Annotated in this window: 20 protein-coding genes; 10 read left to right on the plus strand and 10 right to left on the minus strand. The window is 64.7% G+C overall.

What is annotated here, in order from left to right; genetic code table 11:
• The 8 genes from ON20_RS27200 to ON20_RS27235 form a co-directional block, all read left to right on the plus strand.
• On the plus strand, positions 1-757 hold a 757-nt coding region (locus tag ON20_RS27200), incomplete at its 5' end, for a hypothetical protein (protein ID WP_040840254.1).
• Positions 754-957: a hypothetical protein gene (locus ON20_RS27205; RefSeq protein WP_040840256.1), complete on the plus strand. Its 204-nt coding sequence runs from the start codon at positions 754-756 to the stop codon at positions 955-957. The genes ON20_RS27200 and ON20_RS27205, both read left to right, overlap by 4 nt.
• A 218-nt stretch (positions 958-1,175) precedes the next feature.
• Entirely contained in the window at positions 1,176-1,319 is a 144-nt protein-coding gene (locus tag ON20_RS35095) for a helix-turn-helix domain-containing protein (protein ID WP_083865330.1), read from the plus strand.
• A 152-nt stretch (positions 1,320-1,471) separates the two neighbouring features.
• Positions 1,472-1,759 (plus strand): hypothetical protein, encoded by a 288-nt coding sequence (locus ON20_RS27210; protein WP_157229054.1) that lies wholly within the window; start codon positions 1,472-1,474, stop codon positions 1,757-1,759.
• Positions 1,760-2,919: 1,160 nt separating this feature from the next.
• Positions 2,920-4,560, plus strand: a complete 1,641-nt coding sequence (locus ON20_RS27220) for a thiamine pyrophosphate-binding protein (protein ID WP_306306880.1) — start codon at positions 2,920-2,922, stop codon at positions 4,558-4,560.
• The gene (locus ON20_RS27225; RefSeq protein WP_051163439.1) at positions 4,557-5,216 is read left to right on the plus strand and encodes a hypothetical protein; all 660 of its coding nucleotides are present in this window, start codon (positions 4,557-4,559) and stop codon (positions 5,214-5,216) included. Before ON20_RS27220 ends, ON20_RS27225 begins: the two co-directional genes overlap by 4 nt.
• 2 nt (positions 5,217-5,218) lie before the next feature.
• Positions 5,219-6,244 carry a 3-oxoacyl-ACP synthase III family protein gene (locus ON20_RS27230; protein ID WP_040840262.1) on the plus strand — a complete coding sequence of 342 codons (1,026 nt, stop codon included), beginning with the start codon at positions 5,219-5,221 and terminating at the stop codon, positions 6,242-6,244.
• Positions 6,245-6,260: 16 nt separating this feature from the next.
• Positions 6,261-7,268: a pyridoxal phosphate-dependent aminotransferase gene (locus ON20_RS27235; protein ID WP_040840264.1), complete on the plus strand. Its 1,008-nt coding sequence runs from the start codon at positions 6,261-6,263 to the stop codon at positions 7,266-7,268.
• Here the strand turns inward: ON20_RS27235 and ON20_RS35100 are convergent.
• Together ON20_RS35100 and ON20_RS27245 are read right to left on the minus strand one after the other, a co-directional pair.
• Positions 7,237-8,538 (minus strand): IS3 family transposase, encoded by a 1,302-nt coding sequence (locus ON20_RS35100; RefSeq protein WP_083865332.1) that lies wholly within the window; start codon positions 8,536-8,538, stop codon positions 7,237-7,239. The two genes, ON20_RS27235 and ON20_RS35100, sit on opposite strands and share 32 nt — an antisense overlap.
• A gap of 9 nt (positions 8,539-8,547) precedes the next feature.
• Positions 8,548-8,835, minus strand: a complete 288-nt coding sequence (locus ON20_RS27245) for a transposase (protein ID WP_040840267.1) — start codon at positions 8,833-8,835, stop codon at positions 8,548-8,550.
• Between ON20_RS27245 and ON20_RS27250 the strand changes: the two genes are divergently transcribed.
• Positions 8,829-9,464, plus strand: a complete 636-nt coding sequence (locus tag ON20_RS27250; protein WP_157229055.1) for a tyrosine-type recombinase/integrase — start codon at positions 8,829-8,831, stop codon at positions 9,462-9,464. The two genes, ON20_RS27245 and ON20_RS27250, sit on opposite strands and share 7 nt — an antisense overlap.
• A 347-nt stretch (positions 9,465-9,811) precedes the next feature.
• Here ON20_RS27250 and ON20_RS27255 read toward each other — a convergent pair whose 3' ends face one another.
• The 3 genes from ON20_RS27255 to ON20_RS27260 all read right to left on the minus strand — a co-directional run bounded on the left by ON20_RS27255 (position 9,812) and on the right by ON20_RS27260 (position 11,672).
• A complete protein-coding gene (locus ON20_RS27255) occupies positions 9,812-10,150 on the minus strand; it encodes a hypothetical protein (RefSeq protein ID WP_040840271.1) in 339 nt (112 codons plus the stop codon).
• A 48-nt stretch (positions 10,151-10,198) separates the two neighbouring features.
• Entirely contained in the window at positions 10,199-10,369 is a 171-nt protein-coding gene (locus tag ON20_RS36935) for a hypothetical protein (RefSeq protein ID WP_157229056.1), read from the minus strand.
• Between the two features lie 154 nt (positions 10,370-10,523).
• Positions 10,524-11,672, minus strand: coding sequence for a helix-turn-helix domain-containing protein (locus tag ON20_RS27260; RefSeq protein ID WP_040840273.1), 1,149 nt, complete (start codon positions 11,670-11,672; stop codon positions 10,524-10,526).
• 152 nt (positions 11,673-11,824) lie between these two features.
• Here ON20_RS27260 and ON20_RS27265 point away from each other — a divergent pair, with 152 nt between their 5' ends.
• The gene (locus ON20_RS27265; protein WP_218002658.1) at positions 11,825-12,133 is read left to right on the plus strand and encodes a hypothetical protein; all 309 of its coding nucleotides are present in this window, start codon (positions 11,825-11,827) and stop codon (positions 12,131-12,133) included.
• Positions 12,134-12,356: 223 nt separating this feature from the next.
• On the opposite strand, the gene ON20_RS27270 is transcribed toward ON20_RS27265, so the two are convergent.
• From ON20_RS27270 to ON20_RS27290, 5 genes are all read right to left on the minus strand, one after another.
• Positions 12,357-13,250 (minus strand): major capsid protein, encoded by an 894-nt coding sequence (locus ON20_RS27270; RefSeq protein WP_218002659.1) that lies wholly within the window; start codon positions 13,248-13,250, stop codon positions 12,357-12,359.
• A 12-nt stretch (positions 13,251-13,262) separates the two neighbouring features.
• Positions 13,263-13,649 carry a helix-turn-helix domain-containing protein gene (locus ON20_RS27275; protein WP_051163445.1) on the minus strand — a complete coding sequence of 129 codons (387 nt, stop codon included), beginning with the start codon at positions 13,647-13,649 and terminating at the stop codon, positions 13,263-13,265.
• A complete protein-coding gene (locus ON20_RS27280; RefSeq protein ID WP_040840277.1) occupies positions 13,649-13,930 on the minus strand; it encodes a hypothetical protein in 282 nt (93 codons plus the stop codon). The genes ON20_RS27275 and ON20_RS27280 overlap by 1 nt, the downstream gene beginning before the upstream one ends.
• 315 nt (positions 13,931-14,245) lie before the next feature.
• Complete coding sequence (locus ON20_RS27285; RefSeq protein ID WP_245547521.1) at positions 14,246-15,592, minus strand: hypothetical protein; 1,347 nt, start codon at positions 15,590-15,592, stop codon at positions 14,246-14,248.
• The coding region (locus ON20_RS27290; protein ID WP_040840279.1) for a hypothetical protein at positions 15,589-15,885 on the minus strand (297 nt) is incomplete at its 5' end. The genes ON20_RS27285 and ON20_RS27290, both read right to left, overlap by 4 nt.

Here is a 15,885-nt window from a genome sequence, read left to right on the forward strand (position 1 = left end):
TACCGCCGCGCGAGTCACGAGGACACCGGTCACCGACCTGTCGCATATGACACCGCTGGGCGACCTCTACGACCGCGCCCGTCGCGGCGACCTCGACGACTACGAGCTGACCCGGGAACTGCGAGGACTACAACGCCGATACGGCCCCTACCATCTCGAGGATCTCGGCGCCCGGTACCAACAGACCTGGGTCGACGAGGACGGAGACGTCCACCCCGCGCACGGGGGCTTCGTCGCGGATATCCGGAGCGACAGCGGAGAAGACGCCGGATATCTCGACTACGAGTTCACACGCGACGACGGCGGAAAGCTGGTGGTCACCAACAACATCATCGAACTCAACGAAGGCTTCACCGGTAAAGGATTCGCCACCGCGTTCTCCGCATCCACCGAGGACTACTTCCGTCGATCGGGCGTCGACAGAATAGAGTTGACGGCCACGAGACTACGGGAGAACGACGCACTCGACGGCGCGGTCGCCTGGGCCAAGGCCGGCTACGACTGGAACCCGAGCCCCGGGAAACTGGGAGAGTCCGTCAGCAACATGAGAACCCGCATCGACTCACTGCTCCGCGGGGAAATAGGCCCGTTGAGCCCCGGCGACACCGCGCTGCTCCACGACATGCGCAGGCGATTCAACGGGCCGGTCGCCGATATCCCCTCGCCTCGGGAACTGGTCATGCTCGCCGGGGACAACCCGAAACTCGGCGAGGAACTGATGAAAGGATCGACATGGTACGGGATGAAGAAACTGTGACCCCCACCCCGGAAGAACGCGAGTTCATCCGGGCCCGCAGCAAAGCCACCTCCACCCACTTCATGCAGTTCGTCACCGAACGCGGCCTCGACACCGACCCCGATACCTGGCCCGCAGCCGACCGGCAAGAATTCGACCGGCAAGCACGCCAACTCCTCGAGGAATGGAAAACCCGCGCCCGCGACACCTTCGGCGTGTAACACCACCAACCGCCGCCCCCAGGACCGTTCCGTATGGATCGACGCGAGCAGGGCAAGCCGCCGGATACCTACATCAGATGACGTCCTGGCTCGATCGGCCGGTAGAGAAGGAAGCGCAACGAACAGCCGGCGAGCGCCGCCCTTCGATTCATGAGGATCTTGCACCAAACTGGTTGGGCCTACTTTGCACTTCCCGGCAGCTTCAGGATTTCGGGGCCATGTCCGAGGAGCAGATCCGGCAGACCCGCGCGCTGCTGACCCGCCCGGATGAGTCGGTGTCCTCGATCGCGCGACTGCTGGGGGTGTCGCGGACCACGCTGTACAAGTATCTGCCCGATCTCCCCAACGGCCACGACGACTGAGCCCCTGAGGTCGTGAGCTCCGATCGTTGATGCAGGTTCCGAATACTCGCTGGTGCGGTTGCGGTCCGATGCGTACTCTGGCGATCTTCTTCATTCGAAAGGGGGTGCCGGGATCTCTCGGCATTCGGAGATCGCATACCCCGGGAGACATCGTGAATCAGACCGAGGCCGCACAGCTCGTAGAAATCGGAGCGACACCTACAACCACCGACCTCTCCCTGACGATAAATACCGTCATGGAGACCATCAAGGATGGCAATCCCGTATACGAGCACGATGCCGTTAAGGCGGTGTGCACGGCGCTGGGCGTGCCGGCCGACGCGGGCGGCGTCCTCAACATCAGCGACGCCGCCACAGTGAAAAATCACCAATCGTTCAGCACGCCAAGGCCCGCCACGCCACCCGGCAAGCCATCGCGAAACTGGGCGCGCAGGGACTGATTGTCCCGCTTGCCACCCCACAGAGCGCGGTGGAATCGAGAACATCAGTTTCTACTCGGGTAACCAGATGTCCAGCATGAGCGGAGCGCCGCCGATCCCGGTCGGACGGATGCCGATTCCGACCACATTCCAGCTGACACCCGGTCCGGCTACAGCCGGCGAAGTGGCATTGTTTACCGTCGAGAGCTGGAAGCCCGAACTTGCGCCACTTCTCACCGAGCCGACAACCGACACCCGAATTCACCGACCAACGACGCCCGAATTCACCGGCATAAACCACGGAGGGCATAGCCGGGCTCGGCACCGCGTTCGGATCCGCTCCAGGCGTTGAGCACGAGCGCGTCGAGGCGACCGTACCGGTCGCGGATGTGGCCGATCATCTCGGTGACCGCGATGTCGTCGGACAGGTCCGCCCCGACAGCCGAGGCGCTGCCGCCGGGATCCGGTGATCCACGCCGCCGAAGAGATCGTGACCTGGACCGCTATCCCAGGTATCGAAATCGAGGTCCTCGGTGAGGACCAGGCTGCGATCGACCTCGCCCACCAGCGGGTTCGCGGACTGCGAGACACCGAGCATTGGCTCCTCGGCCCGCAATGGTGGGAAAAGAAGGAGCACTGGCACCGGAGTCGTCGTTCACTGCTCTGTTCAGGTAGACCGGCGGCAGACCGTAGGCGCGCCAAGCGGCCCCCAACCCGTGACGGTCCACCTGACCGTGCAGTAGCCCCTTTGTTTGGATCGAAGGACAGCAATGGATTATGAGTCAGATTACGAGAACGCTGCGCTGACCTGCATGTACACCGCTCACTGCCAAGCAAACGTAAAATACAAAACCGTTGAACCGACGGTGGGATGATCTTGGTTACACGTGGCCGGCCGAGCACCTCATCTGTCACGTGAACTCCATCGACCCTGCGGGGGCATCGGTCGAGAACGTCTCGGCTCTGGGCACTGTTGCGTTTGCGTGGCTGTCGACGATGACCTTTTGTAGACGATGATGCCGGTCGGAATGTAGAAGGCGAAAAATTGCAAGTGCAAGATGGGACACCGTGTCCGCTACCTGTGTCCTTGCGGGGTGGTCTACCCGCAGGGCCGAGATGTGGGCCTCATGTCGCGTAGGATATCTTTGGCTGAGCAGTCTGCGCGTGGTGCCGTAAGTGTCGTGGAGCGGATTGTTGCGCGGATTGCTATGCACACCGATTACCTGTTCGGTGTCGGCGGCGCCAATATCGAGGACCTCTACGATGCTGTCCAGCGCGCTGAAACCTCGATAACGGGGATTGTCGCCAAACACGAATTCGGTGCTGCCACTATGGCCGATGGTTACGCGCGAGCCACCAACCGGCTCGGTGTCGTTGCCGCCACATCCGGCGGAGGGGCACTGAACCTGATTGCGGCACTGGGGGAGTCTTTCGACTCGCGGGTCCCATTGTTGGCGTTGGTCGGCCAGCCCCCCATCTTGCTCGAGGGCCGGGGGGCCTTCCAAGACACCAGCGGCGGCCCGGGCCGCCTTGACGCCGAGCGGGTATTCGGCGCGGTATCGAAGTATTGCGTGAAGCTCACCCGCGCCGAGGACGTCGATGCAGTGCTGGATCAGGCGGTCACGGCAGCGCTGTCCGGTGGGCCGGCGGTCGTATTGTTGCCCAAGGATGTTCAACAATCGTCCGTACCGGTGTCGGTTCCGGCGGTTGCCGATGTCGTGGAAGCGGCACATCCTGGTGTGGTTGCTTCGAGTCGTCTTGCCGATGCCGCCGATCTGGTGAGTGCCGGCCGCGGCCCAGTGGTGATCATCGCCGGTCCAGAGGTTGCGCGGCAGGACGCGCGCGCGGAGTTGAAAGTGTTCGCGGACGCGGTGGACGCGGCGGTTGTCGTCACTCCAGGTGCCAAGGATGCCTTCCCTAATCGTCACCCGAGGTTCGCTGGAGTCACCGGCGTCATGGGCCATCCGCACGTGCCTGATCTGATCGGCGGCGCTCGCCTGTGCGTGCTGGCCGGCGCGTCGATGTCGATGACCGACCGTGTCGGCCTGGACGATGCGCTGACGAGCTGCTCGCGAGTGCTGCATATAGGTGTCGAGCCGCCGTTCGTCCGGGCCCACGCTCGACTGTCGGGTGCGCTGGGCCGCACCCTGTTGGATCTGGCAGCACTCACTGCCGGTGTTGTGGAACCACAGCTTATGCAGCGAAAAGATTTGCACAAGTTGATCGTTCCACCAGCAGCGGGGCCGGGGGTGCGTTATCGCGACGCGGTCACAGTGCTCGCCGCTCATCTGGAACGCGGCGCGGACGTGATTGCCGACGCCGGCAACACTGGTGCCGCGGTGGTTCACCATCTCCCGATTCCCGATAACGGTCGCTTCCTGATCGCCCTCGGTATGGGAGGTATGGGTTATGCATTCGGCGCTGGGATCGGCAGCGCACTGGGCAGGGGTAGGCGCACGTTCGTGATCGCCGGAGACGGCGCGTACTTCATGCACGGCCACGAGGTGCACACCGCCGTCGAATATCAGGTGCCGGTGACGTTCGTCGTATTCAACAACAACGCGCACGCCATGTGCGTGACCCGCGAACAACTCTTCTACTCCGGCGACTACACCTTCAACCGATTCGGGCAAGCGCACATCGGCGCCGCGGTGGCGGCGATGTTCCCCCATCTGCCCGCGTATTCCACCGCCACAGTTGATGAATTCGACACTGCCCTCGACGATTCGCGGGACGCGTCTGGGCCGGTCTTCATCGAACTGATCTGTGATCCCGACGAAATCCCCCCGTTCACAACATTTCTGAAGGAGTTGTCCGCGTGAGCGAAACCACCAAGCCCGAACCGATCGAGGTTCCGGAACTAGATGTTCCTGGCGTGTACCGGATCGAGAACATCAGTGTGAAGGAGGGCATGCCGATGGTGCTCGACATGACCCGTGCGGTGTACCCTCACGACGATATCTACGGGCAGTACTGCACCGTCCACGAGTACATCTCCGCCCCACCGGAGGAAGTGTACTCCTACCTCGCCGATACCCGCAGTCTGTGCGAATGGAGCTACAGTCTGCGGGGGTTTGAACGCACCGAGAAACCCGACCTGTGGGTTTCCGATGACCGAATCGGTCGACACACCCGCATCTACACTCGCACTGTCGCCAATCCGCACGCCCGTACCGTCGACTACCACTGCGCCTGGGATCAGGGCGAACACCTCTGGATGATCTATCTGATGCGGGTCGTGGATGCGCAGCCGGTGCTGAACAAGCCCGGATCGGTGGTGCTGTGGACCAACTGCCACCACCCGTTCTACGACGAGAATGGCTACCCCGACACCGCACCGCAGGAACGCCCGGTGTGGGTGGGCGACTTCTGGCACCTCTTCGCCGCCGGCCACCTGCTCGAGCTCCGCAACCTCAAGGCGATCTGTGAGCACCGCCACGCCAACGGCCTACCGATTAAACCGGAATGGATGGATTAACCATGAGCCTGTCCGCTCAGAGCACCGTCAGCCTCGTCGACGTCGCAAGCTACCTCCCCGAGAATATCGTCTCCGCGGACTACTTCGCGCGCTATGCCGAGCCGGAGGACGTGACGGCAAACGTCATGTTCAAAGCCCCGAAATTCCGCCACCACATCACACCTGGGGAAACTCCGGCCGATATGGCCGAGCGGGCCGTTGCGCCGATCCTGACCCGCCGCGGCACAGATGTGCTGCAGGAGGTCGATATCCTGATCGTGCACACCCAGCTGCCGGAGACCGGCATCGTCGGCAACGGCGGCGAGATTGCGGCCAGGTTGGGCATCTCCCCCGAGTGGTTGATCGATCTACACAACGGTGGTTGCGCCGCCTTCGTCTACGCGATGAAGCTGGCCGGCCAGTTGCTGGTGAGTACCAGCGCGCGTTCGGCGTTGATCGTCACAGTACAGAACGCTGCCGGGCAGATTTTCATCCAGGAACAGGTGCGTGGTAAGCCGCAGGCGGCCATCCCTGGCGACGGTGCCGGTGCGGGCCTGCTCGTCAAGTCCGCCGACTCGCCGATTCTCGGCCTCGAGGCCCGTCACCTGCCGGAATACGCGGGGCAGATGAACGTGATCGCCGACCCGCCGCGTAAGTACTGGGAGGCCGGACCCGGTCAGATGCATATCGGCTTCACCGAATCAAGGATTGCGAAGGTGTTGGCGCGCGGCAACCGAATCGTGCCCGAGGTTGTCGAAGCGGTGTGCCGACGCATCGGGATCGCTTCGACCGGGCTGGATCTGCTGGTGACCAACCAGCCCAATCGTGCATTTCTGCGCAACTGGCGCGACGCGCTGCAGCTGCCGGCCGAACGACACCCCGATACCTTCGACGAATGCGGGAACTTGTTCGCCGCAGGTATTCCCATCACCTTCGATCGCGCTGTCGAGGAGGGTCGAGTGCCGGCGGACTCGCTGGTCATGCTCGCCGGATTCGCCCACGCCGGCGATTTCGCCGCCGCTGCGGCGGTGCGGTGGGGTGGACGCTGAAAATGAGGACTTCGACATGACGCACGCGATGCAGCTCGGGCATCGTCTGCAGCTCAATGAAAACCCTTATGGCCCACCGCCATCGGTACACAATGCACTGACGCAGGCACTCGCCTCGGCGAACAGGTATCCGGAGTTCCTGCCACAGCGGCTGCCACGGTTGATCGCCGATCGCCTCGGGTGTGCTCCCGAGGCGGTGATGGTGGGTGCCGGGGCAACCGGCGTAATCACGCACATCATGCAGGAGATGGTGACACCCGGCGCAACAGTGGTGATGGCAGCACCGACGTTCGAAGGCTATCCGATCCTTGCCAGGATGACCGGCGGGCAACCGATCCAGGTGCCACTGACCATCGATGGCCGCCAAGACCTCACAGCGATGGCGAGCATGATCGATGAGTACACACGCCTGGTGGTGGTGTGCAGTCCACACAATCCAACTGGAACTCGAGTCGAAACAGATGAGTTCTCCGCCTTCGTCGCCGGCATCGATCCCGCGGTGACCGTCGTACTGGATGAAGCGTACGTGGACTTCGTCACACCGCAGGATCGTGTCCATGCCCTTGCACTGCTGCAGAAGTATCCGAACCTGTTGGTGCTGCGCACCTTCTCCAAAGCCTACGGACTGGCAGCATTGCGGGTCGGTTACGCGGTCGGCGCCCCTGAAACAATCAAACGCATCGCTCGCTGGCAAGTGCCCTTCGGCATGAATGCACTCGCCGAAGTAGGAGTGCAGGCATGCTATGCGGCGGAGCCGGAAATCGCAGCTCGCGTCGCCGAAATCGACACCGAGCGGCGGCGGCTCATCGACGGGCTACGCCGGTTGCGGTTTGCGGTCCCCGACAGTGTGGCGAACTTCGTCTACCTGACCCCACCGGAGGACACCACCGATACTGTCGGCGCGGCCCTGGCAGGAGCCGGCATTCTGGTCAAACACTATCCAACAGGTATCCGCATCACCGTCGGCGACGCGGCCGCCACAGATGCCGTGCTCAACGCGGTGCGCGGTACAATACATCGATAGTTTGTCGACATCGCCCTGGGTCGCACCTGAGACCTGCCTCACGTTTCGTGACCAGGGCGGTATCCATCGCTCGGTTGTCCAGCGCACCGTCGAAGAAGACCTGCGGTAGAGCGCCCGATACATTGCCGTATTGATAATGCAACGACGGCCGGCTTCGAAGCAGATGCCGGTGGCGGTGAGCCAGATAAGTGGTGGGCGCGACGAGCCGGCTGCCGGGCCGCAGTACAAGGCTCCCTGTACAACTACCGTTCGGAGCAGCCGCGACCGAGCAGTGAACTCCATGAACAGCGTTCTGACCCCTGTACTTCCCGAAACGAAACGATAATCTCAGGGGCATCCTGAGATTCACCTCGACAGCCTTTGAGGTTGCCCCGAATTCCCGGACGGGTTGGGTGTGATGCCCACGCGGCTGCGTGAGTGGGGTGTGGGTTCGTTCGTACTCTACAGGGCTGAGCATTTCGATCTTGGAGTGTCGCCTTGTGGGGTTGTAGAAGGTTTCGATGTAGTAGAAGATCGCGTTGACCAGTTCTTGGCGCGTCACCCACTGCTTGCGGTCTGGCAATTCCAATTGCATCGTACCGAAGAAGCTTTCGACCATGCTGTTGTCAAAACAGTCACCGATAGATCCCATCGACCCGGGCAGCCCGGCGGCACGGATGCGCTGCCCGAAAGCCCAGCTGGTGTACTGAGCGCCGTGATCACCGTGGGCTATGGTCTGCCCATCCGGCGGTCTGCGCCGCCGGCAGGCCATGTCCAGGGCGTCGCAGACCAGTTCAGCGCGCAAATGGTCCGCGATCGACCACCCCACGATGCGGCGGGAGAACGCATCGAGCACGACCGCGCAGTACACCCAGCCTTCGGTGGTGCGGTGCCGGGTCACGTCCATGCACCACAGCCGGTCCGGACCCTCGGCGGCGAAACGGCGATTGACCAGATCCGGGTGCGGACTGGCCTGCGGGTCCCGAGCGGTACCGGCTCGACGGCGGCGGAAGACCCCGGCCGGTCCAGCGCTGCGCATCGGCCGGGCCACGCGTTTGCGTCCCACCCGCATCCCTCGACCGAGCCGTAGCTCGGCATGCACCCGCGGGGCACCATAGGTGCCGCGTGAGGCGGTATGGATGTCGGTGATCGTGGCGGTGAGCCCACGATCAGCGCGGGCACGCGCGGATTCGCCGCGATGCTTCCATTCGTAGTACCCGGAGGTCGACACCCGCAGCACACGGCATGAAACCGTGACCGGGATGTCGGCTTCGGCCAGTTCGTCGACCACCTCCGAACACTATTGTGGGAGGACGTTCTCCCGCGCGAAGTAGGCCGCGGCCTTGCGCAGCACCTCGTTCTCCAGTTCGAGCTGCCGGGTCCTGCGCCGCAGCTCGGTCAGTTCCTTACGTTCTGCGCTGGTCACACCGTCACGTGCGCCTTCGTCGATGTCGGCGCGCTCGAGCCGGTTCCGCAGACACGACTCCGAGATCCCCAAGCCCTTCGCGATCTGACCGATCGGCTTGTCGCTGGTGCGGGCCAACTCGATCGCGCGCTGACGGAACTCCGGTGGGTGTGCTGGTGGCATCCAGACTCCTTTCGGAGGCGAGTATCTCGCCTCACCGTTGGTGTCCGGAAGACCGGGGCAACCTCAGCCGGCACCGCGGCGGCCCCGCCCGCGATCCACGGATCTACCCGATCATCCAGCTCCTGATGGACACCGGCGCCCGGCCCGGCGAACTCCTCGGGTTCCGCATCCAGGACACCGAACTCGACGCGACAGTCCCCGGGATCTGGGGCCGTGGGAAACTGGAAGACCTCGGCGACGGACACGGCTGCCGCTGGCAACCACGCCTGAAAACCGACACCAAAGGCAAACGCCGCCTCGCCCTGTCCGCCACCGGCACACACGCCGTCGGCGAACTACTCGCCTACGACATCGACTCCCCAGACAACCTGCTCATCCCCACCCGCCACGGCCAAGGATGGAACCCGAACAACTTCGCCAGACTCTGGCGCACCATCCGCGGCAACGCCTACGCCGCGATCACACCAACCCAGATCCGGCACCGCATCGCCACCGACATCCGCGACGCCAAAAGCATCGAAGCCGCCGCCGCTCAACTCGGAAACTCACCCCTGGTCGCCGCCCGCTACTACGCCACACGCAACCCCGAAGTCGACAACTGCACCGCATTGAGAAACCGCCTCGCTTAGACACGCCGACGACGACCTCGAACGATGGACCCGATCATGGACCCAAGGTGGACCCTCGAGCACAAGAATTAACGGAACCAGCTTCAGGACTACACCCGAATGCCTGGTCAGAAGCACTTACGAAGCTCCCCCAACTGGACTCGAACCAGTAATCTGCCGGTACTTCGCTACCGGCCCTATGAGCGTCCCCAAGTGTCCGAGATTTTCCCCATATATATTGCGCTGCAGCCGATTACGGCAGATTTTCAGTGCGTAGCCGTCCGGCGTAATCTGACCGATTCCGGGAACGTTTATACGGGGAAAGTACGGACCAGCGCGGTATAGCTCGAGCGGTTCTCCCGCACCACTTACGCCCCGTCGAGTTCGGCGGGTAGCTGCCCGGTCGACCATCGGGCGTAGGTGCGCTGCGGTGTCACGGTGATGACATCGGCGACCGATACCAGGGTCCGGGGCACGATGCCGTCGAAGTGTTCGAGGCCGGGTACGAACAGCGCCTCGGCCTCGGCACGGCCGATCGCGTGCACCAGCTCGCCTATGGGGTCCTCGGCGTTCGGGCCGAACACGATCGTCTTGCACAGCTCGTACCCGAACCGGTGGGCCAGGGCGCGAATCTGCGCTTCGTCCCATTGCTGATGAACGCCGGACTTGTCACGGCGCAGATATCCGAGCGCCTTCGGTCTCGTCATGTAATGTTCCCCTGTCGTCGTTCCCGTGCAACTGGTCGGCGCGTTCGGTCACGCGCGTGTTCTCAGGCCCTCGGCGATGCGCTCCAGTAGCTCGGTGTCGCTGCACGCGTCGGCGTCTACGCGGGTGCCGATGAGTTCCCATATGCCCAGTGCGGTCACGATTGCTTGCGAGCGCATCGACGCCCGGACCGGCAACGGCGGCTGCTCGGTGTAGCTCATGGTGTGTCCCCTGTCGTCGTCCCCTACTGCTGGAAGGCACCCGCCGCCGGGGGCCGGGGAGGTCAGCCCGGCGGCGGGGCTGGTGAGAAGCCTTGTACAGGGGCCAGTCGTGCCGCTATGGCACTTCCAGCGGGTAGGGAACCGAAGTGCCACATCAGTATTCGAGTCGGATCATGTCGGCGAGTTCGCGCATTTCGGGGGTGAGCGTGCGGCGCTTGGTGATGATCCGGCTCAGGATGTCACCGACTGATCGCTGTTCCACGAACCACGGTCGAGCTTCACGCGACAGTTTCGCCAGGACCTCGAACGCGTTGTCGTAGCGCTGTAGCTCGAGCTGGGCGGTGGCCACGTCCAAGAGGTGCCGGTTGCGGTTGTCCGATGTCGGACGGAGGTCCGGCGGGATATCGCGCGCCAGTCGTAGCGCGAGGTCGGGGCGATCGTCTATCACGGCGTTCTCCACGCGCTTCATGGCGACGGTGGCCGGATCGAACGCTGTCCAGTACTGGTGGTACGGGGCGCGTTCGGGGCGTATCGCGACCGCGCCGGCCGCGGCGAGTCTCATCATGTCCTCGGCTTCATCGGGCCGGTTGTCACGTACTGCCGCGGCCGAACCGCGCAGCAGAAGCCAGCCCCAGGTGGAGATCTCGCGAGCGGTCGCGACCGATAGCCGCGGCTCTACCCGGTCGGCCCATTGGGTAGCCAGGTTCCGCACTTGGTCGAATTGTCGTTCCACGATCAGTAACCAGCACAGGGTGATCACGGCCGATGCCGCATCGAGCACGTTGCCGGTGGATTCCGCATCGGCCAGCGACCGATCCAGGGCGAGGCGCGCCGAGTCCGGTTGCCGTGTCTGCACCAGTATCGAACCGGCCAGTTGCAGCACCCGCGACCGCAGCAACGGCGCCGTGGTGTGGCTGTCGCGGATCAATCGTGGCAGCACCCGGGCAAGCTGCTCGTATTCGTTGTCGTGGTACAGCCGGGTAGCGTGCGCGAGCGCCACCTCGAGACCGGGCACCGGCTCACCCTCGGCCGGGCCCGTGAGGGCTTCGCGGGTAGGTGCCCACAACGCCACGTTGGCACCGGCCGCGGGTTCAGGTGGGGTGGGTGCCGGGCCCAGCAGGGTTGCCAGCGGTCGGCCCAAGGCCACCGCCAGGCGGCGCAGTGTGTCTATGCGGGCGTCGTCGCGTTCGCCCTGCTCGATCTTGCGGATGAGAGACAGCGACACCCCGGCCGCCTCGGCAAGCTCACGCTGGGTGAACCCGCGCCGCTTCCTCAGACTCTGTAGCCGCTCCCCAAGATCCATATGTTCAGGCTAAGCGCGGCACAGTCACACCGGCCATAGGCAATCAGGAGACTGAGGCCCGGCCAGCTCGAGGCTGGCCGGGCCCGGGGGTGTGCAGCTATCGCCCGCGGCGTCGGGCAGTAGCCCACGTGGGAACCGCTGGCGGACCGGCGTTGGCAGAGGGATCGGCCAACGAAGTTCGCGAACTCGGGCAATGCTGCGGCCCGGTGGCGGTAGCGTTCCGCGGCATGACATTCGAACTTGAGCCTTGGTGGGAACTCGACCTTTCCGAATCTGGCATCGAATACGACAACGACACCCGCGTCGTGCGGGATCTGCGTAGTGGCGAGAGCATCGGCCTGGACAAATTCATGGTCGGAACCGGCAAGGATTTCACGGCGAAGACGGTCGATCATATGGTCCGCGTCCGCGGGAAGACGCCCCCAGGTGTCGGCACCTGGCGCAAGGTCGAACCCACGTAGAGCAGTCGCTACCCGGTCGGACGTCGAGCTGCGGCATCCGGGCTGTTCAGAGGGCAATCCCCGCCCAGTTTTCGGGGCCGTACAAAAAAATTCCTGACTACCGCCGTCGAGTCAGGCCGGGGGTGGTCGGATTTTCTCGGCGGTCCCTGAACGTGGATCGCCCCCTACCAGTGTGGAACGGTAGGGGGCGAATGCCACCGAGGCACTTCAAGGATAGTCCGAGTCAGCCAGCCAATCCGGTGATCTTGCGGACGGCACCGGGCTTGCTCACCGCGAACGCGGGCACGACGTAGCTCTGTACGTACTGGGCTCGGTGGTGGCGGTCGTCGATCACTTCGGTGGTCAACGGCCGTTCGTAGACGGTGCGTCCTGCCTGCTTGTTCTCCACCAGGTAGGCCACGCCCGGGGCGATCTGAACCGAGGTGCGTACCTTGGTGATGCCGGCCGAGGCAAGGACGGCCGCCAGGTCGATTCCGTATCCGATCTTGAGCCGCGCGTGTTCCTGCGGGTGGCACACCAGCGTGTCCAGGGTGCCGATGCCGATATCGTCCATGGCAGCAAGAAGATTGGCGTTCGCGAAGTCGGCGGTCGGCCGATCGGTGTTCGGGGTGAGTTGGTCGTCGGGGCCGACTGTGACGAGCGTCGACCAGTCGTGACCAGGCACGGTGCCGATGCTGTGAGCGGTCAGGGCGGCGTCAACGGCCGCGAGCGCCAAGGCGTCGATCTTGCAGGCGACGGTGTTGGCGAGCTGGGTCAACTTGTTGGCCAGTGTGATCGCGTCGTATCGGTCGTGCTCCTCGTCGAGGATCTGAACCTTCGATCCCCAGTCCTGCACGACTGCCAGGTCGGTCGGCATATCCGAACCGCTCAACACGTACGCGGCGCCCGGCGCGCGCTGCTCGGCGTCGCGCTCGAGGTAGTTGACTCCGGCCTTCAGCACGCCGAAGCGAACGCCACCACCGGCCACACCGCCCGGCGCCGGCGCGAAGAACTCACCACACACCAACTGTTCCTCGGTGAGCCTTGCCAGCACGGCGTTCAACTGAGAAGGCGAGGCCAGCAGCGCCGGAATGTTGATAGTGCCGGCGGGGTCTTTCGAGGGGAGCAGGAATGACACGGTTTCCTCCATCTAGTGTCTGTCGATCACGCGGCGGGCACCGGCGTACGCCTCCAGCTCGACGGCGTTGATCCACCACCGGCCCTGGCTGCGGATGGCAGGGAGGCGACCGGACCGGCACAGGTAGCGCACTCTGTCCGGGGTGAGTCCCAATACCGTTGCGGCGGCGGTATCAACCGTGCCCATATCGACAGTCAAGGCGTTCACAATGTCGGCGACTCCGGTTCTCGCGTGGACGTGAGCGCTATCGTGAGCGGCCCTGAGTCCGTCGCGTAGCCGAATGAGTCGCGGTGAGAGCCGGGCGCCCCTGTCGGCGGCGAGCTGCGCCAACACATCGAGCGCGGCGGCCAGCTCGGCGGCGTCGTCGTCGGTCAGTGCCACACCCTCGAGCCGCTGCACTAGCCGCTATCCTCGTCGTCGGCCTGGTCGTCGTCGAGTAGCCCGTGTTCGGCCTCGAGTAGCACACGCGCGTAGTCCTCGGCCCGGCCGATCACCGTGTCCGGATCCAACCACGATTCCGGGAACACCGCGGTAACCGCCTTCACCAGCGTAACCGCGCTCACCGGCCCGCTGTCGCGCTCAAGCGCGGCCGCGGCCAGGTGGTCACCGCGGAGCAGGTGCACCAGCAGCACGGCCGCGCGCCGCTCATCGCCGGCACTCAGATAGCGCCGTCTGGTCATCGCGGATCCTCGCCACCCGGCCCAGCGATTCCGACCCCCCTGGGCATGGACGTTCCGGCGCCAGTGCCGACCGACTCGTCCGAAGTCCTGCCGCCACCGTCGGTGGACCGGAAAGGGTGAGGGGGTAGGACTTTGGTCCTACCCATGTTGGCGCAGGTAGACGGGTAGGACTCTGGTCCTACTTCGGTCCTACCCGGTCCTACGCCATGGCGGCGGGTAGGACCGGGTAGGACCGGGGTAGGACAGTGTTTGCGCAGGTGATCGGGGTAGGACCGAAGTCCTACCGTCCTACCCTCTGCGGTCGGTCCTACCGTCCTACGCATCGGCCAGCCTGAACGTCGTATCGGTTACCGCGACGATGTGCCCGGCGTCAATGAGATTGGCCAGTTCGGCGTCCAATCGGTCGCGCAATGTGGCCTTGAGCGTGTTGCGCAGGTCCTTTCGGCTGACCGTTCCGCGGCGTTCGAGGCATCGCAGAACCGCGCCGCGGATGCGGGCGCGCTCGCGTTCTTCGGCGTGCTCGGACATCACCTCGTTTCGCTTGGCGGCGGCCAGGGCACGGGCATGGTTGGTCTTGCGTGCGTGCTCGGCCGTGGCCCGTTGCACTTGTGTGCGGGTGCGGTCCGATATCCAGATCACGTAGCCGGCGAGCCTCCAGTCCGACTCTGTGACCTCGGCCCGGCCGTCGAGGATGGCCAGCGCGGCGGCCACCTTCAACCCGGTCAGCATCCGGTGTCCGTCCAGGGGGTCGACATCTTCGCCGCGGAGCATGGCCAGGCGGTGACGGTCCATCACGGCCTGCACGGGTTGCGGCACGTCCATCTCGACCCGTGCTTGCCACGCCTGAACTTTCACCTGTAGCGGTTCGGGCGCGGCCGGTCGCTGCTCCGGTGCGTCGGGGTCGTCGACCGGCAGCCACAAAAACCGCTGCGGGGTACCGCCGTCGGCGTCGCCGAGCAACGGCCCCGCCTTGAGCGGCTGCACACCGACCGTCAGACACGCCCGATAGCTGTGCGCCGCGAGAGTGGTTCGGGTGTGCTTGTTGGCGTTGGCGAAACCGATCTGCTCGCCCATGAACATCTTCCGAAGCTCGGCCATCAGCGTGGAACCCTGCCGGGCACCGAGGGCGGACAGGGTGTCGATCTCCGGTGCGGTGAACATCGCGCGGGTACGCCGGTCGGAGTCGTCATCGACGGAGCCGGGCTGGAACGTCCGCGCGATCCCTTCCCCCGATCCGACGGGGAATTCGTCGATGGTGATCAGTCCGGTACCGCCGATGAACTCGACAGCATCGGCCGCGGCACCCTCGGCCGCGCCCTTGCCACCACCGGACGGGCCGACCAGGGCAACAAATAGATTCAACGACTTGGCCGAACCCACGATCGGCGGAAGCACCATATTCGGTTCGGTCGCAGCGACCGCACGGGCCAGGACGACACCGAACACCGCCCACGGTCCCGCGCGCCGCGCACGGGCGAACTGCCGGATATGTCCGAGCATCGACCGCGACGTCCAGAACCGCTCGAGCGGATCGACATCCGGTGCCGGCGGTTCGTCCTCGACCGGCGCAGCGTCGGTATCCTCCGGCGCCGGGTCGCTCATCGCGGACAGGTACCGCTCGGAGTACTCCGACAGTATCGGCCGCGGGGGCAGTTCGCTCATGCGATCTTCCTTGTCTGCTCGGCACCCAGCGCCCGCGTAGCCGTGGCGAGCCGCGCCAGGGTCTCGTCCGGGTCGGCGTAGGCGAGTGCGCGCCCGATATCGGCAAGCCACAGATCGGCCCGCCGGTAGAACTCCTGATCACGCTCGGCCGCGGCCAGCTCACGACGCACCCGCGCCCCTTCCGGGGTGCAGGATTCGGGAGCGAGCAGCCGATCCAGAGCCCGCGATGCCTGCCGGCGCACCCGCCGGTGTTCGGCCTCGAGGCGCCGCGCCGGCGCGCGCCGGTCGGCGAT

The sequence above is a fragment of the Nocardia brevicatena NBRC 12119 genome, from assembly GCF_000308495.1.
Lineage (GTDB): Bacteria > Actinomycetota > Actinomycetes > Mycobacteriales > Mycobacteriaceae > Nocardia > Nocardia brevicatena.